This window comes from Devosia sp. ZB163 (genome assembly GCF_028613635.1).
In the GTDB taxonomy this organism is placed as follows: Bacteria; Pseudomonadota; Alphaproteobacteria; order Rhizobiales; family Devosiaceae; genus Devosia_A.
Genome location: NZ_JAQRMY010000002.1, coordinates 1,152,346 through 1,172,294, shown reverse-complemented (window position 1 = coordinate 1,172,294; position 19,949 = coordinate 1,152,346). Strand labels below are relative to the sequence as shown.

Below are 19,949 nucleotides of genomic sequence, written 5' to 3'. Positions count from 1 at the left end.
CGGTCGCCACCACGCCAGCGCCCCAGCCACCGATGCGCGGTGCGTTCCGATACCCCCGCTGCCGCTGCTGCCCGTTGCACCGGCAAGCCCGCCTCGATCCGCTCAATCATCTGGACTCGACCGCGCGGCGTCAGACGCGCATTCTTGTGGACGTTCATTCGGGGAGCTCCGCTGAAGGTTGGTTGGCTTCGCAACCCCAGCTTCTCAGTCCCTCTCCGAATGAACAACCTTCATAGCAACGACACCTAGGCGTCCCAGCAGATAGGCCTCGAAGCGCGTGATCGGTCGCTGGACGGATCGGGACCTGAGATCATCGATGTCCTCAAGGGCTTCATCGACCGCGATGGCATAGTCGTCGCCATGATCGCCGAAGGTGGTTCGATCGGCGACCTGCACTAGACCAAGACCGTGGACCGGGCAGGTGCGAATGGATTCCACAAGCGCGAAGGCGCGAATGCCCACCGCGGCGTCCGGGGGCAGGTCGGGCGCTGCCGCCATGTCTTCCTCCGCGCAGGCTGGGCATAGCCGCACGCGGATGCGGCGCGACCGGAAGCTGCTGATCATCTCACCGTTGAGGGTGAAGCGGTTCTTGCTGACCATCGACGGCGTCCAGCGGGCGAGCTCTTCGAGATCGGCACCGACGAAGGCGCTGAACCTCGTCAGCTCATCGCGGTCGCCATGGGCGATCCGCTCGAACCGAAGGTACTGGTCCCAGCAGAACTGGCGGGCATTGCCGGCCCGGTGGAAGGCCGCAAGGCGCGAGGCGAGGCTGGGTGCCGGCTCGAAGGGAAGCTGCGGCAGGGTTTCCTCGAGGGGATCGAGTTCGACGATCATCACTTCACCTCCCAGATGCGCGGGACCTTCTCGCCGCTCATGGCGGCCAGCAGCACTTTCGGATCGATGCGGTGCCAGTCCGCCGCAGCGAACGGATTGGCGGCGCGCAGGGCGCCGGCCTTCCGGGCGTAGAAGGCGATGAAATCCTCGACGGTCACCGACTTCCGCCCGGCCGAGGCCGCCAGCAGGATGGCCTCGTGGCAGATGTCGAAGGCCAGCCCGCGGGCTCGATTGGCTGCGTGGATCAGGCGGTCGTAGAACTTGTCGACGGCGATATCGACGGTCATGCCAACCTTCTCGGCGGCCGCCGCCAGCGCATCCTCCAGGTTTTCCTGATCGGTCTGGTTGCCGACCCGCATCGGGGCGATGGCGATGATCTCGGCCACTTCGCGGAAGAAGCCAAGGTTGTCGCGCTCCAGGGCCCTCGCCAGTTCGGGCGTGCCGCTCAGGACGACAGGCAACGGCCACTCGTCGAGGTCGATCAGGGCCCTGAGCTGCCCAAAAATCTTCACCTGTTCCTCCTCCCGACGGTGCTGGGCGACCCTCTCCGGGGTCAGCATGCGCTGCGCCTCATCGATGTGCAGAAGGGTCGGCTTGTTGCGGACGATGCGGCTGTGCAGGCGCTCGATGGTCATGGACGGGCCAAGGGCACGCGCAGGCGTCAGCTTCAGTCGCCCCAGCACCGAGCGACCGAAGGCCTCGATGGTGAAGTGCTCGGGGGCGTTGATGCTCAGGGGCCGAGGGAGCAACGGTCCGCTCGGGGTCTCCAGCTGCTTGAGTCGGGAGATGCCGTTCTCGACCGCGCGCGACTTGCCATAGCGGAATGCGCCGACGACCACCAAGGCCTTGACCGGAGCACGGTTCTCGCCGGACCTGGGCTTCCTGGTATCCTTGACGTGCAGCAGCGCCTGGTGGCGCCGGGCGATGGCGTCCTCGACCGCCGTCAGGTCGTCGGTGAGGAAGGGCTTGGCCATGAGCTCGTTGCGGAGCGCCGTGAGTTCGGCATCGGGCATCTTGCTGGGTTGGGTCATCTCTAGTCCTCGCGATAGGTGAGCCGACGCCGAGGCTGCTGGTCGGTCGGCTGGTCATGATCCGGCTGCGTCGGTTCAGCCGGCGGCGGAGAGGTAGTGGCAGTTGGCGGTTCAGGAAGCCGGGGCTGGGCAGGGCGCTCGAAGCGACGGCCGATCGTGCCTTCGCCGAACGACGGCGCCGGAACGCCGGCCTCGGGACGAGTGCGGTTGACGAAGTTGATCTGGTTCTGGTCCTCGAAGTCCTCGAAGCGCTCCTCGCTCCAGAAGACGTCGTTGAGCTCCAGCGCCTTTTCGGCCTTGCGGTTGGCCTTCTCGATGTCGAGCAGAGCCGGCGCCACATAGCGCTCGAAGTCGATCTCGGCCTGCTCCCCGAACCGCATCCGAAGGTCTTCGAGCAGCTCGATCCACTGGTCGAGGCTCACGCCGACGAAATCCGTGTCGAGGGCCGGAACGGTGATCCACTCGCCGTCGAGCAAGACCGAGATGGCGCCGAGGTCATCTTCGTCGACGCGGATCAGCACCTCTTCGAGACCCATATGGGTCCGATACTTCACCAACCAGTTGCTGTCGTAGTGGATGTGCATGAAGCGAATGCCCATCGGGCCGAGCTTGCGCGTCGTCTCGAATCCGAACCACACGCGAACCTCTTCGGGCGTCGGCGGCTCCTTGGTCTCCATCGACGAGGCCTTGGCCACGAACTCGTTGTGAGGGCTCTGACGCAGGCCGTTCTGGCGCGGCTTGTTGTGGTAGACATCGACAACGTAGCGGGTCATCAGCCCGAAGAACTCCTCGAGCTGATGCACGGCGCGGTACTCGGCCTCGTACTTGCCCTTGGCGACGATGTTCTCGAAGGCGCGGGCGACGAACTTGGAGATGAAGCCCTTGTGAAGGGTCGAGAAGATCGACTCGACCAGCCCGCGCAAGTGCGGCAAACCACTGGCGGCGAAGACATGGCTGCTGGTGGCCGGGATCACTGCCGACAGGAAGCGGTCGCCGATGAATCCGGGACCGGCATCGGTCGTGCATTCCTCGATACCGGTGAAGAGGTTCCAGCGCTGCTCGCAGCCGGCCCAGTTCGAAATGTCCGTCTTGTCGGTCAGCGCCATCTTCAGCGCCGCAGTGGTCAGTTCGGCCGTTTCCCCCAGGCCGAACTTCATGCTCAGGATGTAGCCGGTCGCCTTCTCCACCACGACCGCGACGTGGATGCGCTTGCCTCTCTTGCGAAGCTCGTCTGAGACCTCGTCAGGGATCTCGCCCGTGACGCCGGCCTGCTCGAGCAGCAGGAAAAGTGGAATGTTCCAGCAGTCGATCTCGCACCGCTCGCCGACGCGGGTGTATTGAGGGCCCTCGCCATAGGGGCCGAGCATCTCGTTGATGGCCCTGGCGTCCTTTCGGCCACCGATGTTGCGACCCGCCGGGATATCCTCCTTGATCCGATCCAGCGTTCCCCAGCACGGAACCTTCAGGCGAAGGTTCTTGGCCATGCCCTCGTTTCGCAGGACGATCCGCGCCTTCACCAGCTCGCGCAGCCCTTCGATCGTGGTGTTTGCCTCGCCGGCGTACTTGGCGATCTCTTCCTCGACGATCTTGCGAACGCGCTCATCGATCCGGCGGCCGCCGGCCCGGCTATTCTCGGTACGCTTTCGCATTGCAAGCGGATGGCGGTTCTTGGTCAGATATTTGGGCAACAGGTAACGAATGGTGCGGGGGTGCAGCACAGGCTCGACGGTCTGGCTCTCCGAACCCACATTGGGCTTGCGGGGCTTCTTCTCCCGGTCGATCGAGTGGTCGTAGCCGGAGTCCTTCTCCCATGCGGTCAGCGCTTCCCGCATGTCGGAAAGATGCCTGTCGAAGAACTTTCGCAGCGCGACGTCGCCCGTGCTGTCGAGCGTCTTCGTCCGCAGAGCGTCGATGATCTTGTTGAGCCACCAGGTCTTGATGAAGATGTCGCGCCGGGACTTCAGCGACAGCGACTGCAGGCTCGGGTCCTCGCCCTTGCTCCGCGTGACCACGATCGTGCGGTCGTCCTCGCCGCGCTGGAGCTGGGCATGGGTGATATCCCGCCGGCGGCGGGAGCCGGTTTCCACCAGCTCCCAGCCGCGACTGGTCGGGCGATCGACCAGATAGGTCTTGCCCTCCATCCGGACGAGCGCATTGGGGCCGAGGCGATCGGCCGCCAGCGGATTGGTTTTCACGATCAGTTGCTCCGAGGCGTCGCCGCGACCACCAGGGTCTCGGGCTCGATCAGGCCAGGCGAGACCTGACGCAGCAGACCGGCGTAGAGGAGCCGGGCCACCGACCTGAGGCCGAGTGGCGCAAACGGCCGGCACAGTTCCTCGATGGTGATCGGCTCGAACAAGCCGGCCGCCCGCTCAGCGATGGCCGAGTCGTAGGAGGACGGCTTGTCCATCCGCGCGGAGCGGATCAGCCGGGCATTGCTGACCAACCATTCCGGCAGGTCCTCGTTGGTGACGAGAAGGACCGCATCGGCGAAGTCGTCGGGAATCTGCGCGGCCAGCTCGGCGGCAAAAGTCTCCAGCATCGCCCTGCGGACCTTGCTGGCACTCTTCACCATCACCGCCGTGCGCATGCCCGTGGTCATGTCGACGAGGAAGTCGAAGGTGTGCTCATGCACGACCCCGTCCCGATCGACCCATTCCACCGGCGGCGCCTGGCAGGTGATGCCGGTGACGCGAGGATCGGCGGTGAGCACCAGGTAGGCGTTGTGCTCAATGCCGGATTCCAGCTCCTTGGCCAGCATGTCGTTGGGATCGACGGGAGATGCTGGAATTGTGCCCTCGGGTGGCCATGGACACGGGACGCGAGCCACGGTGACGGGCGGGAACCCGGACCGAGATTGAGGAATGGTCCCGGGCAGGGGGCGACCACGGGGCGTGCGGACGAAGCGACCGCCTGAAGCGTTCGAGCATGATAGCTGTCTCCTTACGGGTCGATCAGCTGGTGGGCGTTGCCGCCCAGCCCCGCTGCCGTTGGATGTGGATCTGGCCGTCGTCGCCGACCTCGACGCTCAGCTCGCCAAGTTCGTCGGCAGACTTCAGGACGCGGTCGAGAAGATCGCCCTCGGGCAGCAGGTCGCGGAGGCCGACGCCAGCACCCTGCCGCTCGAGGTAGAGGTACCAGCCGAGGTCGTGTTCGCTGATCTCGGCGAAGAGGTCGTCCCACTTGGCGCGTTCGTCGCCGACGATGTCGGAGACAAACCGCTCGCAGTCCTCGACGATGGTCTTCAGGGCTTCGAGGGAGAAGTGGTGGACGGTGACGCCGTCCCACTCACCGCTGACCTCATCCTCGTCCTCTTCGTCATCCTCCTGCCAGTCGAGATCCTCCTGGTTCTGGCTCTCGAACTCGACGAGGGCGTCGGCGAACCCCTGCTGCAGCTGGGTAAGCTTGCTGTAGGTGAGCGGCGACGAGACGATGCGGACTAGGCGGTCGTCGTCGATCTCGAGATCAAAGGGCTTGAGATCACCCGCGGCGTCGATCAGTTGGGCGCGAAGCTCATCGTCTACGCTGGCCAGATCGCCGAAACCCACACCGGTTTCCATCCGCTCAAGGAAGAGGTGACGCCCGAGGTCGTAGTCATAGAGACCCTCGCCGACTTCCATCGATCCGTTCTCGTCGACGGCGCTCTCGATCGTGTTGATCACGAAGGACCTGCAATCCCGCCGGATGTTCTCCAACGTTTCCGGGGCCAGGTTCTCGACACCGATGCCGGACCACGCCGCGGCATCGTCGCGGTTGCTGAAGTACCTCAGCAGCGCATCGGCGTAGCCCTTCTCGAAGTCGTAGAGACTGTTGTAGGTCAGGGCGTGCTTGGCATTCTTGTTCTCAGGCATGACTTCTCCTTCGTCATGCCGGCCCAGTTTCACGAGCTTGACCCGAAGCAGGTCACCTCGTAGGTTCTGGGCGAACATGACGTTCGTCGTTGTGTGTGGTCCTCGCTCATCTTGCAGGAGGGACGAGGACCGGTTTCAGGATGGCGCTCGGCTCGAAAGAGCGGGGCGCTTTTCTTTTGCTGCCGGCTGGCAACGATGAAGACTTGGCTCGTGACGCCCGGACCGTGCAAGAGGGCGTCGTCGATTTTTCTGAGCAGCCTCAGTGGTTAAGGCCGCTCGAAACTCACCAAAATCACTCGAAACCACCCAAAATCGCCAATTTCGAGCGATTTTGCCATCACGCTTTTCAATGGTCCTGGCGAGGTGCATGTCGGAGTGCCGACGCCTCAAACTTCCGGATCTCCCGGAGCCTCCGACGTTAACAATATTGACGAGTTGTTGTTGTTTTTGCCGTTTTCGCGGCGTTGTTTACCATTCTGCTGCGAAGCCGTTGGATTGCCTTTGAGGCAAAGTTTATCTTGTGGCAGCCCTGACACACAAATCCCCGGTTTCCGACCGTCGAACGGTCCGAGAGCGTCTCTAGCCCGTCGCCACGGGCTGCCTTTGGCCCCCTTGAGCGGGCATCGATTCGCGATTTTCGACGACCGACTCGCTGCTTTCGATGATCGATTCGACCTCCTCGCCGGTCAGGAACCGACGCTTGAGCAGTGCCTCGACGACCGCTTCCAGTGCCGGCCGGCGCGCATGGAGGATGTCGATGGTGCGCTGGTAGAGCTCGTCCAGCAGCTTCTCGACGCGACGGCGGAAGTCCGGCTCGCGCAGCAATTGCCACGCGTCCTCGGGCAGGGCGCGGAACAATAGGCTATGCCCCAAGCCCAAAGATGCTTCCATGGAGGCGACCATCCCGGTGGACCGAGCCAGGTCGGAATCCGTCGCGCCGCCGGCGCCCTGAGAGGGCTCGCCCATGAGCAACTGCTCGGCGGCGCGTCCGCCCAGCAAGGACATGACCACGCCTTCGAGCTGATGTCGGGTCACGAGGGTACCAGTAGGCATCGAAAGTCGTGCACAGCCGCCATTGCCACCGCTCATGGCGATGCTGACGATGTCGAGGGTGCTGCCGACCGCCAGCCCGGCGATGACGTGCCCGGATTCATGGATGGCCGACCGGCGCAATTCTTCGGGCGTTCGGGTCTCCTCCTCGACGATCTGTGCCTCGAGATCCGCCAAGACCATTGGTCGGCCGGCACGGCGGGCAAGCCGCCGCGCGGCACGGACCTGTTCCATGACGACGGCACCGGTCGCCCCGCGGGCAACATTCTGGATGGCCAGATTCTCGAGGTCGCCGTCGGCGAGATCCCCACCAAGATGGTGACGCATGATCCGCTCGACGCCGGCGGCATCGGGGGCACCGACATGGATCGCACGCTCCAGCCGGCCGGGCCTCAACAAAGCCGGGTGGATGTCCTCGATGCGATTGGTGGCACCGATGACGATGACGCCGTCACGAACGGACATGGCGCCGTCGAGCAGCGTATAGAAGTCGAAGATGACCGGGGCCCAGTAGTCCTTGTTGCGATCGCCGACTGTGTCGATGTTCGGCAGGGCATTGATCTCGTCCAAGAACAGAATCGATGGTGCCTTGGCCCTGGCTTCGTCGAAGGTCTTTCGAAGAGCCTTGATGACGTCGTTGAGATATCCGCTGGAGTTTGCGAAGAGCTCGGCGATCGAGCTGACAACGACCGGCACGCCGCAGGCCTCGCCCAGCATCCGAGCAAGCAGCGTCTTTCCCGTGCCCGGCGGCCCATGCAGCACGCAGCCGCGGTCGATGTCCTCCCAACCGATCAAACCCTTCCTCATGTCGGCGATGTCGTCACGCAGGCTGAGCGCCCAGGTGCGAGCATCGCCATACTCGATCGCGTCCTCGAGTCGGGGCAGGGGCCTGCTGTCATTCCGGCTGCCATTGGTGCCGGTCTTGCGCTCGATGGCCGCGCGGATTCGCCTGACCGTCTCGACTGCATTGCCGTTGCGATCGATCAACGCGGTGATCTCGTCGAAGCTCAACATCTCCGGCATTAGCGTCGAAGCCTCCTTCGGGATGCGGCCACCCTGGGACTTGCGGATGACCTCAATGATCATCTCAGCGTCGGGCGCAACGACGGCGACCCTGACCTCGGCAAGGCTGAGCAGCAGCGGCGGCAAGGTGCGATCAGGCTGCGCAGCAACGCCGACCGCAACCCGGCCTTCCCGCAGCTTCTTCGGCAGCATCCCGTCATTGAGGTCATTGCCGCGGGGGATGGACGATCTGGCGATGACGTAGGCCAGATCCCCGATCAGGGACTTGATCGCGTCGCCGATCGGTTCGGCCCAGCCGCCGTCCGGAACCTCGACCACGAGAGCCTTGGTGCCGCCACGGCGCAGCTGATCACGCAGTTCTTCGCCGATGGCGCGCGCAACCACCAGATCCACCAGTACGGCTGCCGACAGGGGGCGGGTCTTCATGTGCAGGTCCTTCATCGCAGTATTGAGTTCGCCGAACGTCGCGGCCTCGAGGATCATGTCGATCGTGTCCTGATAGTCGTCGCTCATTGGCTGAGATCCTTGGTGGGGGCGGCGGCATCGCCGAGGCGATAGAAGCGGGAGAAGGTCCGAGCCCACCCGCGCTCGGCATCGATGGCAAAGACCTCGCTGGTGACCACATGACGGCAGCCGAGGAGTGGGTGCCCCTCGACATAGCCGGAGAGGCCACCGACCGGACGCATGACCGGGGACCACCCGTTCAGGCTTGGGGCCTCCTCGAGCTCGCCATTGGGCTGGAACATCGTCATGCGCTCGAGGTCGTCCGCGAGGGCGCGCAGGTTCGCGATGGTGGAGGCGCTGTCGCCCCCACCCGGGAAGAGAATGGTCATGGTGGATGCCCTCAGTGCCGCGTCGAGCTGGTCGGATCGGCGATATCGACCATCGAGTAGGGCGTGATGCAGGCCTCGATGTTGAGCGCGATCGCCCCGGTGGTGACGAGGTGCAAGACGGCGCCGAAAGGATCGTGGTGCTCGATCAGCCCGGCCAGCTCGCTCAGGCAACTGGGACCGTTCTCGATCAGATGGGCCAAGATGGTCATGCGAGAGGTCGCGTCGACCTTGACGTTCACCGTGCGGGCGAGGAGTTGGCTGTTGCCCAACCGGGGTTCGCGCTCGACCACCGCCTGCGGCACGAGAATGGCGGCATAACCCTCAGAGCGGGCCTGATGGCGCAGATCGATGGCCTTGGCGGCCGGGAAGGCTCGGTCCCAGATCCGGTGAGGGAGCACGATCAGCGTGACGATGCGCCGGCCGATGCGGACATCGGCAATCGCGAGGTCATGAGGCTCGAAGCCGAGCCGGGCCGCGATGTGCTCGACGGCGTGGTTGCCGCCGATGTAGCGGCAGCTCGGATTGGCGGTGATCAGATCCTTGATCTGCTGGTGAAGCTTGACGTTGCGCTTGATCTGGCGGGCGCGACGGAAGTCAACGACGGGCTTGGCGGTCTGGATGGCGGTGTTCGGGGTGGCGCGGTGCGCGGTAGCGACGGGCATGACTTCTCCTGGTCCCGGAAATGCTCTTTCCGGGTGGTTTCGCGGAATTGCGAGGATTGCGATGACTAAGCCGACGCGCTGTGCAGACGAGACCGTCGCGGCGCGGGAAACGACCACCGTTGCCGGTGACGTATGCAAGGATGCGTGTCTGCATCCATGACCAGCCAGATAGTCCGGAGAATTCAGTCCTTCAAGACGAAAAGATGCATATCGCATCCGGGAGGTGAATCGTGGTTAACATAGGATTGCCGAACGGATTCGGCCCCGGAGGGACCATGGCGATCACGCCGTCACAGGTGCGCGGCGCCCGCGCGATGCTCAACATCAGTCAGGACGAACTGGCTGCGTTGGCTGGTCTGAAGCGGCTGGCCATCTCTCGACTGGAGACCGGTGTCACCGATCCTCACGACTCTACGATCGAGCGCATCCAGGTCGCGTTGGAGGCAGCAGGCGCCGCATTCTTCGAAACCGATGCCGGCGTCGGAATAATCCTGAAACGGGACAGCGATCCTCGCCCTTAGCGGCTGTTCCGCCTCAGGCCGCCGGCGCGCTGAGAAACGTCACCCGGTATGACCTAGCCAGCACCATTTGAGTGGAGGCGGAGCGGGGAAGTGGTCCGAACTGTCGGTTTGTGTTCGCGATCCCTCCAGCCATCCAACACTCACTTGCAGAGGCGCTCTGAGACTGATAATTTCATGTATACGATTCAACTCTTCGAAGCGGGGCCACTATGGACATGTTCTTCGTCTTCATTATTGCTTCTAATTTGTGCCTAACAATAATGGATGCTTTCCATCTGAACCCACCCCGTGATCCTAAGAATTACAAAGCCAATCGGATGGAAATGATGGGATCTGTAATGGGCCTCGGCTTTGGCGCTCTGTTGTTCATCAATGGAAACTCGGTAATTCAGAGTTTGGAGGCCACCATAGGTACCATGGATATCTGGAAGTGGCTGGTGATAACGTTTGTCGCTATAGTTGCCGCGCAACTTGCGAAGGTGATTGTGAACACGTTTGTTGAGGTGTACGTCGGCGCTTAAGTCGAGGGAGCGCACAATCTCGGCTTCCGCTTGCGGCGAGCAGAGGATGGGTGTGTATCTGCTAAGGGTTATCGCGGCCCCTCGCGCTCGAACTCGGCCCAGCCGCGCAGCTTGAAGCGATCGTCGTCCTCAAGCGCCTCCGTCGAGTTCGCTACAGCGGCTGTCTTCTTGGTTGATCGCGTCAGCTGGGCCTTCCATGCTGCCTTGCGCCGGTTCTCGGCGGCCCTTTCGGCGTCTTCCTCGCGCCAGGCATCTACCACGGCGCGGTCAAGCAGGTCCTCGACCATTCTCGGATCGAACACATGGAAGGTGATCTTCTTTGCACGCCCGGGGAGCTTCACTGTCCGCGTGCCAGCGCTGGGCAGCCGGCCATCCTTGAGCCAGCGATGCCGCTCCGTGGTCGAGATCGACAGGATATCCTCGATCTCGCGCGGGATGACGGGCAGGTCCTCGATGCCGGTCAGAGTTTTCTCGACGATCCGTGCCGCGTCCTCAAATTCCGTGGCCGAGCCCTCGGCCATCCTCAAGGTGAGATCGCCGGCAGAGACGGACAGCGCTTTGCGTGCGGACTTCGGCAGACGTGCCCGGGCCTCGAGGTAGACGCCCTTGGACCGCACCGACGAACCAAGCCGCGCCGCGTAGGGCAACTGCCAGCTGCGGATCAGGTCGGTTGGCGCTTGGTCCTTCGTCGTCATGCTGGCGAGATAGGCTCTGGAGTGCGGTGAAGCAATGCCGCGCCCCCGCTGCTATTCCTCAATCGGCCAGAACTCGCAGACCTGACGATCCTCATCGACATAGCCCTTCATCGTCACCGAGCCGCTCTCGATCCTCACGAAGTCGCCCTCGAGGACGTGGACGCCCAAGCGCCGCCAGAGGTGGATCGCTGCTGGCATGGTCGGCACGCGATACCATCCGGCGCCCTGGCGCTGCAGGCGGGCGAGCAGGATAGCTGTCGGCAGGTGGCGATGAAGCCATTCCGTCAGTGGGGACAGGTAGTGGCGCTTGGTGCCGGGGCCGAGCGACCATAGCACAACCTGCCACCGCTGCCGGGCGGTGAGGTTGCTGGCCAGCGTCGGGTTCAGGCTCCATCTGAGGAAAGCCGCCCACGCCCAGTGCCATGTCCATTCAGGCAGTCGCATCGCAATCACCGATTCCTCGGTGAAGAGCATAACTGTCCTTCAAGGGGCGAAGGAGCGAGTGCTGTTGCGGATCCCCGGAGGAGTGCGACCGGGTCAGCGCTTCTTCGAGTTGGGGCCTGAAAACATACCGGCCAGCGAAGGCTTGCCGCGCTTCGTCGCTGGCTTCTCCTGCGACCGTTTGGCGATCTCGACCTCAATGGCCGTTCGGATGAAGTCGAGGCGGTACTCGCCGTCCTCCAGCAAAGCATCGATTCGGCCGGTGGTGCCCTCCACCAGCGTCAGCTGGATTCGCTCGTCGAACTGCTTCGGTCTTCCCATGGCAAAGGTGTGCACGGGGGTGGGGGGAGTCGTCAACGCGATTTCGTGCATCCGTAATGATGTTTCAGATGGGAGCGTCAGCGCCGTTTCGTGTATCTAATTAACTGTAACGCATACAAGAAACTTGCCCTCGGATTTCGCATGCACGATATTGTTTTCGTGTATTCGATTCGAGGGTAAGGTTGTGACAGCTAGGAACTTTTGTCGTTTTGTCGGATCGGCGGTTCTCGCATCGCTATTGGCACTCAGCTCTGCGTCAGCTCAGGTCTTCGAGCAGAAGTATGCTGTCGAAGCGGTGATCACGCCGACCACCGGTGAGCAGCCGGCGATCAGAGTGTCCGAAGTCTGGGAAACGGTGGTGTATCGTGACAGCGCACGCCATCAGCTGGTCGCTCGCGTGTTCGGCGAGGCTCTGCATTTCGAGATAGGTGACGATGACTATTTCGCGCTGAAGCGAAGCTATAGCGGGAGTTCAGCCGGGACGTTTGATCCCCTCCGAGAGTGTCTGGGGCTAGATAGCCTTTCAGACTACGATCGAGCCGGCTTCCTCAGCTCCACTTGCACTTTGAAGACGCGGACGCCGATGGTCGTGAAGGTTGGCGACCACGGTGGGTTCGAGCGATTGCGCCGGGCAAGTCCTGCCGATGCTTATCCTGAGTTCGCAGTTGAGTTCACCATTACGCCGACCACCCTGCAGCCTTCCTACGACTTGGCTGCCCGCTTTCCGTGGATCGAAGAGCTTCCGGTAACAGAACCGTCAGTGCTGCCTCCGACAATTCCAGAAGGTGGCAACTTCATTCCAGCCAAGCATTATCAGAAGGACTTCGTGGTCAAGCCATGAACATTACAAGCGCTGCCCTGTTTGCACTGGATGCCTACAACCGTGCAAATCCCCCAGATGGCCTTGAGGTGCCGTTCGGAGCGACCGTAATTCTCGATCGTGAGGATGGCGAGTTCGCGGCCGTAGCGTACCATCTTCCGGACACCAACGAAATCGTCGTTGCTTACCGAGGTACGACCGACCTGCTTTGGGACGGAGTCACCAGCTATCCGATCGCGGTTGGCCAGTACGATTGGGTCCAATCGCAGGTGGATCTGGCGTTCGCCTTCCTCAACGACGTCACGGCGGCGATGTCAGGACAATCCGGCCTGACATGGTGTTTCACAGGTCACTCGTTGGGTGGCGCCCTGGCGGGGCTAGTTGCATCGGTCAGCGGCGAGAGTGCCTATGTGTTTGACGCTATGCCGTTCGTTCAAGCGTCCCTGAAACTTTACCTCGATGTCACGGGGGACGACGCGGCTCAGTACGAGTATTGGCAGCAACTGGCCTATCCCAACGGCATCGCGGCTCCCTCATTCAGCAGCATTGTTTCTGCCTCCATGGAGAACGAGGCACTTGAGCCTCTTAGGGAGGGTACTAGCTTCAGCTACGCAGGCGGGCTGACCGTGACGAGCGGGCTAGATGCTCAGACCATCGTACAGAACGAAATTCGGGGCGGGACCGTTTCTGACGTTGAGGATCTGCACAGTCAGGCGTTGATGGCGATCGCCCTGCATGGAGGGCTTCAGCATAGCGCAGAACGCGAGGTCGGCGGTGACGCAGTCTACCACCACCTCTTTGATGGCGCTCTCGCGGTTAGGCTGGGTTTCGTCGACTCAGAGGCTCTCCGCCAGAACTTGGCGTACACCTTGGACGATTCAGGTACCGCCGCACTCGATGGTCTCTTTGCCGACATGGATCAACTCGGTGCCATGCGGCTGGCTGAGATAAACCAGTCCATTCCCGCAAGCAGGTATTTTGGCGCGCTTGGCAAGTTGTCCGTCGTGCATGCCGTTCATGTTGCGGGTGACGGTGATGCAGGGATGAGCGTCGGCTTGATCAAGCATGTGAATGGCGCTGCGAACATCGATCTTTCCGGAACGCTGGATGCGATTGGCACCATCAACGACTTCATCGAGTTTGCCGCCGTAGTACCAGCAGGAGTGTTCTTCGATCTGAGCCAAATTCCGGTCGCTAACCTGGCCGTTGCATGGTCAGGTTATGGCGGTACCGCCTACCTGCAACCGGGCGGGACCATCTTCTTGGGATCCGAGTACGTCGATGACGTCTATGGTTCTGATGAGAACGATATCATTCTGTCGATGGGCTCAGATGGGACCTTCTTCGACAACATCTGGGGCGGTGCTGGCAATGACGTGATCTATGCCTCTGCGGGTGCCGACAAGATCCACGACGGCTCTGGAAACGACCGGGCTCATGGAGGCATCGGCAACGACACCTTCCACAGCGGCACCGGCTCCGACGCGATGTTCGGCGAGGCCGACAACGACACCTTCCACCTCGGCGATGCCGAAGAAGGCGATGTCGACTACGTCAATGGCGGCGCCCACACAGGTACAGGCGACGTCGTGGAACCTACCGTCTCGACGCCCAAGGAGCTACTGCGATCCGGAACCAGATCGTCGCCAACGGGTTCGCCGCGCCTACCGGTCACGGGATCGGCATCGAAATGGCCGCCGGCGACGCATTCGTCCAGGGGGTCGAGATCATCAGGGCCAGCAGCGAATCCAATGAGATCAGGATTGGGACTGCGGCCGATATCGCGATGGCAGGTGCCACCACATTTGATTTCACCGCCGGCTCGACCGACATCGTAACCTACGATGGCTCCGAGCGCGCCATCCTGTCGCTAACGGGCGAAGCGGGGCGTTCGAAGGCTATCCACGTTGGGGCCACCGCTGTGAGCCTGCTCGGCATCGACGAGTGGAATCTCACGGGTGGCAATGATGAGGTCTACCTCTATCAATCGCATCTCGGCACGCAGCTGATCACCATCGATGCGGGAGAGGGGTACGACAGACTCTATCTGACAGGGGTGTCCGGACCGATCGTCTACGGCCTTGAGGCATTGATCGGCGGTACCAACATCATCGCCACCGGTTTCGAGCGCGTCCATTCCGGTGTCGGGAACGACACCTTCCACGGTACAGACGTCGTCGACGAGTACTGGCATGCCGGCGGAGGATCGAACACCCTCATCGGCTCGTTGGGCGCCGACACAGTCGTGACCACGGGCGACCTGACTGTTGACTACTCAGCGTCAACTGCTCCCATCCACCTGTCTCGAGCTTCGGGAAGCAGCAACACGGCTGCCGTGACGGGGACCTCCACATTGGGCATAGGTGGCATGGGTTACGGCGACTACCTGTCAGTGGCCGGGAAGTCCGAGATCATCGGTTCGACCGACCAAGACACGCTCTCGGTTGCGGGCGCATATGGCACCTTGCACAGCAATGGCGGCGACGACTTTCTGATAGGATGGAAGAACGGCGACACGCTCATCGGCGCAGATGGTTATGCCGAATTCATGTCACCCGGCGACGGCAACGACACAATTCACTTCGGCTCGGGTGGTGGTGAGTTGAACTACGCATCATCCAGCAGGGCGGCCGTCATTGACCTCATCGACGGGACCTTTGTCTTTGGTGACCAGTCCGACACCGTCACCGGCGAATTCGACAGGGTAGTCGGTACATCCCTCGGTGACACCATCAAGGGGACCAATGATGCCGACGACATCAATGGCGGCGGCGGATCTGGTTATGATGTCATCTATGGTCGTGGAGGCGCGGACACCATCACGTTCAGGAACGGGGTAGTTCATGGGGGCGAGGGTGATGACCTCATCAGCAGCACTCAATCCTCGACGATCGTCTTTGGCGAAGAGGACAACGACACGATCTCTGTCGGGAAGACCTCGCTGGTCTATGGCGGCGCCGGTCAGGATACGATCACCGCAGGCGAGGGCAGCACAATCTATGGCGACGGTGACGATGACACCATCAACGTCTACGCCAAGGACATTGTCGTGCATGGCGGCACCGGAGGTGACACCATCACCTTCGTCACCGGTGGCTATCCCTCGTCCACTCTGAGCTATTCAGAATCCGACGCAGGCGTCAGTCTTATCCTGAGCAATGGAGCTCTTGTCGCTACCGGAGGTCATGCGGAAGGCGACCAGATATTTGGATCGTTCAAGCTGATCGGCAGCGGCTTCGCCGACACGTTCGACATGAACGGCTCCACGACCGGAGTGGTCAAGGCCGGAGGCGGGGATGACGCCATTTCCGTTCGATCCGGAGACGTGGAGGGTGAAGCAGGCAACGACACGATCACCTTGTATTCCAGAACCCAGTCTGGCTGGGGTGGGGACGACAACGACACGTTCCACGGTCACGGTTCGATGTACGGCGGCGATGGTAATGATGAGTTCTACCTTGGCTACGACACGTACCCGTACGGGTCCTTCTCCAGCGTCAAGATCGGCGGCACTGTGCGTGGCGGTTCAGGCCAGAACTACATTGAGGGCGGTGCCGGTAACGACACCATCTGGATGGATGAGGGTTCCGATACCTTTGTGATCTTCAGCGATGGGGGGCAGGACACGATCAATGCTGCTGGCGCCGATGATCATTTTGTCCTCAACGGCGTTGATGGGTTTCAGTCCATCTCAGACGTCTCCTCGAACCTCTTCGAGGAAGCTGGCAAAACGGAACTCCGGTTCGACGGAAGCGATCACAAGGCGATATTCTACGGGCTGACGGCCAGTCAGGTTCTGGCGCTGGATTGGGCCTTTGTCTAGGTCACCTTCGCAAAGATGGAAGTACCGCATCCGCGCTGCGAGGGACGCGGTACCAGCAACTATCGATCGCGATCGGTGCAGGTGGTTGCCAATGCTGAGGAAATAGTCGACCCGTAGCGGTGCGCACCAGTCGCAGCTTCTGGGCAAGGGCGGACGGGGCGATGGTTGAGGGGAACATGACCACTGCTGATCTCGTGGGCAAACTGAAATCGGAGCTGGAGCAAATTGGTCGACTGGCTCGCCAGAGCCGGTTGGCCAGCTTCGGAGCGGCCTGGGCCGGAATGGCAGAACAGCATTGGCCCGACCGAGCCCATATCGAAGTGCCAACAGCCCGATCCTTACGGCAGCAGCTCCAAGAGACGTTGGATGATCTAGATCGGCAATTGGACGAAGTCGATTTCCCTCCTGAGGTGCCAGCAGTAGAAGAGGTATCCATCGCCAGCCAATTCGAGGTGCTGGCGCCGCGGGACATCCTGCGTGGATACTTGGTTCCAGTCCGCGAAGTGCCCGTCCCACTTTCAGTCTCCCATCGTGTTCTCGCCCTGATCGCGGTTGCAGACGAGGTGGACAAGTTGGATAGGCACTTGGAACAGGGCATTCATTATCACTACGTCCTGAAGGATGGCACACACACCACAACGATGATCTGCTGGGACAACCGCTGGCGAAAGGCGGCCGCTCCCCAAATCTCTAGTGCAGTACGACCGATCTTTCACGAACTGCACGGTCGAGGCGCCAAGACCAAGAAGGCGCGTCCGAATCTTTGGAGCGACGGGAAGCGCCAATCGATCTGGGCCGCATGCTCTCCGGATCTACAGAAGTGGAACATCGGGGAGTTCAGGTGCGCGTCAAATGGCGCTTCCTCGGTCTGGCCACTCGCTTGTGTGGTTACTCCGAAGCCGTAGTTCGAACCACTCTGTGCGTTGCCCGATTTACCCGGACAGATGTCCGGGTAAATCGTTGCTACCAAACCACTATGTCTGCCGGCCCCGCAGCCGGAGACCACAGTGCCGACGAACGCTCCCATCACCGAACGTATGATCTCCGACTTCTGCCGGAAGCGCGTTGCTCCTTACCTGCTGCCGGTGCACACCGAAGCCCTGAGGAAGTTCCTGATCGCATCGGTCGACACCGGCGTTGGCGTTCCCCGCTACGCCGGCAAGTACGACTGGACGGCCATGGGCATGCTGACCAACGTGCCGGCGGAGATGCTGGTCGGGGCAGGGCGGCACATCACCCCTCTGCTCGATGCCATCGGCCGATCCGTGACCAGGGCACCGAAGCGTTCTGCCATCAAGATGCAGACGACCGTCAGGCCGCCTCCGGTCAGGGCCGATGCGCGGCCGAAGCGCAACCTTGATGTTACCGATCGTGCAGATCGCGTGCTTTCAGGCAAGGTCGAGCGGAAGCCTGATGCGGTGCCGGCCGCGCCTTCCCGTCCGAAGCGCCAGTACACGCGGCGGCCCATCGTGGAGTTCCCGGAACCTCTCTGGATCGAATGGGAGGACGTGGATGGCTTCGCCGACGCCCTGAACCTGCACATTCGACGCCACGGCGATAGCGTCCGTCACCTGTTCTACGCCGTGGCCAAGGAGGACAAGGCCACCAATCATCGAACGCTGATGAAATGGGCGACCGGCGAGCTCACGCCAAGGTCCATCCAGAGCCTCGAGGTATTGGCGCGCATCGAGCGCCGATATCGCCTGCCGGCCGGCTACTTCAAGGCCAAGCTGCCGTACCTCGGGCGGGCCCGGACCGGTCACGTCCTCGAGGACTTCACGCCGGCCGAGCGGCGGCGGCTGGCGTGGCACCTCCCGGATGATTTCAACGCTCGCTCGCCGGCGGAGCAGGACGAGATCCTCGACTGGGTGAACCGGGTGATCATCTCCGGATCGACCGACTACAGGGCCTTCCAGGCGGCGGCGATCAAGAACCGCTATGCCGTCCGCTTCCGCGCGTTCCAGGGCAAGGGATTCCCGAAGAAGCAGCCGGCAGCTGCCGATGTCGATCAGGAGGTCGTGTCGTCGGTGGTGGATGCGCCTGCAGAGCTCGAGCGCGAGATGGCTGGCCTGCTCAAGTTCAAGACCGCGACCCTGACCGCCTTCGGTTTCCAGCGCAACGGCGTCTGGGGCGAGGAGACGGCATCGCAGAAGGTCGAGCATCTCGGTTTGATGTTTGGCGCGCTGACCGCGCCGGCGGATGGTCCTGTCCGTGGCTTCGGCGCCCCGCTGGAGTCGCTCTGCTTCGCCATGCTTGTGTTCCCGCCGGTCTGGGACTGGTATCTGCAATGGCGCGAGCAGCGCCGTGGCTTCTTCACCAAGTGGGAAGTCGGCATGCTGGCCCTTCTGACATCGGTGGTGAAGGCGGACACCGGCTGGATCAGGCAGACGCCGGCATTGGCCGATCGCCTCCGTCCGATCGATGGCCTGATCACAGAAGCCGATATTGAGCGGGTGCGGGCCGATTGGAACGGCGCCTGCGATGAGATGTACCGGCACGCCCGACAGCGTCTCAAGGAGATTGAGCGCGTGGCGAAGGTCCACCGGGATCCGTTCGAGCCGATCCTGCCCATCCTCGAAGCCGACAGCCCGGTCGGCGAGTACCGAAAGATCACTGAGGAGATCCTGCGCTTCATGCCGGACGAGCGGCTCTATCCGCGGCCGGCGGCCGAAGCCGTGCGCTCCTTTCTCATGCTCCGTATCGGGCTGCACACCGGCCTGCGGCAGAAGAACCTGCGCGAGCTGCGGATCTGTCCACCGGGCAGGATGCCGACGTCTGAGCGCAACCTCGAGGACATGAAGTGCGGCGAGCTTCGCTGGAGCGTCCGAGACCAAGGCTGGGAGATCCTGATCCCGTCCGTGGCCTTCAAGAATGCCAACTCGTCCTTCTTCGGCCAGAAGCCGTTCCGGCTGGTGCTGCCCGACATGGCGGGCCTCTATGAGATGATCGACGCCTATGTCGATCGGCATCGCGCGCGGCTACTGGCCAGCGCCGATGATCCGGGGACCTTCTTCGTGAAGACGGTCAAGCAGTCGAGCACCAATGCCCGCTACGACCAGACGACCTTCTACGACGCCTGGCGGCTGATCATCCAGCGCTATGGGATCTACAACCCGTATACCGAGCGCGGCGCCATCAAGGGCCTGTTGCCGCACGGACCGCACAACGTTCGCGACGTGCTGGCCACCCACATCCTCAAGAAGACCGGCTCATACGAGCAGGCGAGCTATGCCATCCAGGACACGCCCGACATGGTGCAGCAGCACTACGGCCGCTTCCTGCCGCAGGACAAGGCCGCTATCGCCGCGCAGGTGCTCAACAGGGTTTGGGATCAAGACTGACCAAACCCTTCAGACGCAAGAGTTCAGGCACGGAGTGCCGAAAGCCATGTAAGCTGGGCCTTTGGCACCCGGTCGAGTCCAGCCCTACGAAAGCCTGTGCGGGCCGATAACTGACGTCAACCTCAAGCGCCGTGTTCGACTGCCTGCAGTTATTGGGGCAATCATTTTGCAAAGGGACCGGA

At 62.2% G+C, this 19,949-nt stretch carries 19 protein-coding genes; 7 read left to right on the top strand and 12 right to left on the bottom strand.

Features of this window, described 5'->3' with window-relative positions:
• The 9 genes from PRN20_RS14020 to PRN20_RS13980 all read right to left on the bottom strand — a co-directional run.
• Nucleotides 1-158, bottom strand: a 158-nt coding sequence (locus tag PRN20_RS14020; RefSeq protein ID WP_273958098.1) for a leucine zipper domain-containing protein, incomplete at its 3' end; no start/stop codon positions are given.
• Between the two features lie 46 nt (nucleotides 159-204).
• A complete protein-coding gene (locus PRN20_RS14015; RefSeq protein ID WP_273958042.1) occupies nucleotides 205-834 on the bottom strand; it encodes a TniQ family protein in 630 nt (209 codons plus the stop codon).
• The gene (locus PRN20_RS14010) at nucleotides 834-1,865 is read right to left on the bottom strand and encodes an ATP-binding protein (protein WP_273958040.1); all 1,032 of its coding nucleotides are present in this window, start codon (nucleotides 1,863-1,865) and stop codon (nucleotides 834-836) included. The genes PRN20_RS14015 and PRN20_RS14010 overlap by 1 nt, the downstream gene beginning before the upstream one ends.
• 2 nt (nucleotides 1,866-1,867) lie before the next feature.
• Nucleotides 1,868-4,060 carry a Mu transposase C-terminal domain-containing protein gene (locus tag PRN20_RS14005; protein WP_273958038.1) on the bottom strand — a complete coding sequence of 731 codons (2,193 nt, stop codon included), beginning with the start codon at nucleotides 4,058-4,060 and terminating at the stop codon, nucleotides 1,868-1,870.
• A gap of 2 nt (nucleotides 4,061-4,062) precedes the next feature.
• Entirely contained in the window at nucleotides 4,063-4,626 is a 564-nt protein-coding gene (locus PRN20_RS14000; protein WP_273958036.1) for a hypothetical protein, read from the bottom strand.
• Nucleotides 4,627-4,819: 193 nt separating this feature from the next.
• On the bottom strand, nucleotides 4,820-5,716 hold the full coding sequence (locus tag PRN20_RS13995; protein ID WP_273958034.1) for a hypothetical protein: 897 nt from the start codon (nucleotides 5,714-5,716) through the stop codon (nucleotides 4,820-4,822).
• Between the two features lie 579 nt (nucleotides 5,717-6,295).
• Complete coding sequence (locus PRN20_RS13990; protein WP_273958033.1) at nucleotides 6,296-8,302, bottom strand: AAA family ATPase; 2,007 nt, start codon at nucleotides 8,300-8,302, stop codon at nucleotides 6,296-6,298.
• Nucleotides 8,299-8,622, bottom strand: a complete 324-nt coding sequence (locus tag PRN20_RS13985; protein WP_273958032.1) for a DUF6634 family protein — start codon at nucleotides 8,620-8,622, stop codon at nucleotides 8,299-8,301. Before PRN20_RS13985 ends, PRN20_RS13990 begins: the two co-directional genes overlap by 4 nt.
• Before the next feature lie 11 nt (nucleotides 8,623-8,633).
• Complete coding sequence (locus PRN20_RS13980; RefSeq protein WP_273958031.1) at nucleotides 8,634-9,284, bottom strand: hypothetical protein; 651 nt, start codon at nucleotides 9,282-9,284, stop codon at nucleotides 8,634-8,636.
• A gap of 275 nt (nucleotides 9,285-9,559) precedes the next feature.
• Here PRN20_RS13980 and PRN20_RS13975 point away from each other — a divergent pair, with 275 nt between their 5' ends.
• Both PRN20_RS13975 and PRN20_RS13970 read left to right on the top strand, forming a co-directional pair.
• Nucleotides 9,560-9,805 (top strand): helix-turn-helix domain-containing protein, encoded by a 246-nt coding sequence (locus PRN20_RS13975; RefSeq protein WP_273958030.1) that lies wholly within the window; start codon nucleotides 9,560-9,562, stop codon nucleotides 9,803-9,805.
• Nucleotides 9,806-10,014: 209 nt separating this feature from the next.
• Nucleotides 10,015-10,326 carry a hypothetical protein gene (locus tag PRN20_RS13970; RefSeq protein WP_273958029.1) on the top strand — a complete coding sequence of 104 codons (312 nt, stop codon included), beginning with the start codon at nucleotides 10,015-10,017 and terminating at the stop codon, nucleotides 10,324-10,326.
• A 68-nt stretch (nucleotides 10,327-10,394) separates the two neighbouring features.
• Here PRN20_RS13970 and PRN20_RS13965 read toward each other — a convergent pair whose 3' ends face one another.
• From PRN20_RS13965 to PRN20_RS13955, 3 genes are all read right to left on the bottom strand, one after another.
• Complete coding sequence (locus PRN20_RS13965) at nucleotides 10,395-11,021, bottom strand: hypothetical protein (protein WP_273958028.1); 627 nt, start codon at nucleotides 11,019-11,021, stop codon at nucleotides 10,395-10,397.
• Between the two features lie 51 nt (nucleotides 11,022-11,072).
• Complete coding sequence (locus tag PRN20_RS13960; RefSeq protein ID WP_273958027.1) at nucleotides 11,073-11,495, bottom strand: hypothetical protein; 423 nt, start codon at nucleotides 11,493-11,495, stop codon at nucleotides 11,073-11,075.
• Between the two features lie 63 nt (nucleotides 11,496-11,558).
• Entirely contained in the window at nucleotides 11,559-11,834 is a 276-nt protein-coding gene (locus tag PRN20_RS13955; protein WP_273958025.1) for a hypothetical protein, read from the bottom strand.
• 133 nt (nucleotides 11,835-11,967) lie between these two features.
• On the opposite strand from PRN20_RS13955, the gene PRN20_RS13950 reads away from it, so the two are divergent.
• The 5 genes from PRN20_RS13950 to PRN20_RS13930 all read left to right on the top strand — a co-directional run bounded on the left by PRN20_RS13950 (nucleotide 11,968) and on the right by PRN20_RS13930 (nucleotide 19,767).
• Nucleotides 11,968-12,624, top strand: a complete 657-nt coding sequence (locus PRN20_RS13950) for a hypothetical protein (protein WP_273958024.1) — start codon at nucleotides 11,968-11,970, stop codon at nucleotides 12,622-12,624.
• The gene (locus PRN20_RS13945) at nucleotides 12,621-14,441 is read left to right on the top strand and encodes an Mbeg1-like protein (RefSeq protein WP_273958023.1); all 1,821 of its coding nucleotides are present in this window, start codon (nucleotides 12,621-12,623) and stop codon (nucleotides 14,439-14,441) included. Before PRN20_RS13950 ends, PRN20_RS13945 begins: the two co-directional genes overlap by 4 nt.
• Nucleotides 14,390-16,426, top strand: a complete 2,037-nt coding sequence (locus tag PRN20_RS22810) for a calcium-binding protein (RefSeq protein ID WP_337956251.1) — start codon at nucleotides 14,390-14,392, stop codon at nucleotides 16,424-16,426. Before PRN20_RS13945 ends, PRN20_RS22810 begins: the two co-directional genes overlap by 52 nt.
• A gap of 176 nt (nucleotides 16,427-16,602) precedes the next feature.
• Entirely contained in the window at nucleotides 16,603-17,331 is a 729-nt protein-coding gene (locus PRN20_RS13935) for a hypothetical protein (RefSeq protein WP_273958022.1), read from the top strand.
• Between the two features lie 132 nt (nucleotides 17,332-17,463).
• Nucleotides 17,464-19,767, top strand: a complete 2,304-nt coding sequence (locus PRN20_RS13930; RefSeq protein ID WP_273958096.1) for a hypothetical protein — start codon at nucleotides 17,464-17,466, stop codon at nucleotides 19,765-19,767.
• The last annotated feature ends 182 nt before the right edge of the window (nucleotides 19,768-19,949 follow it).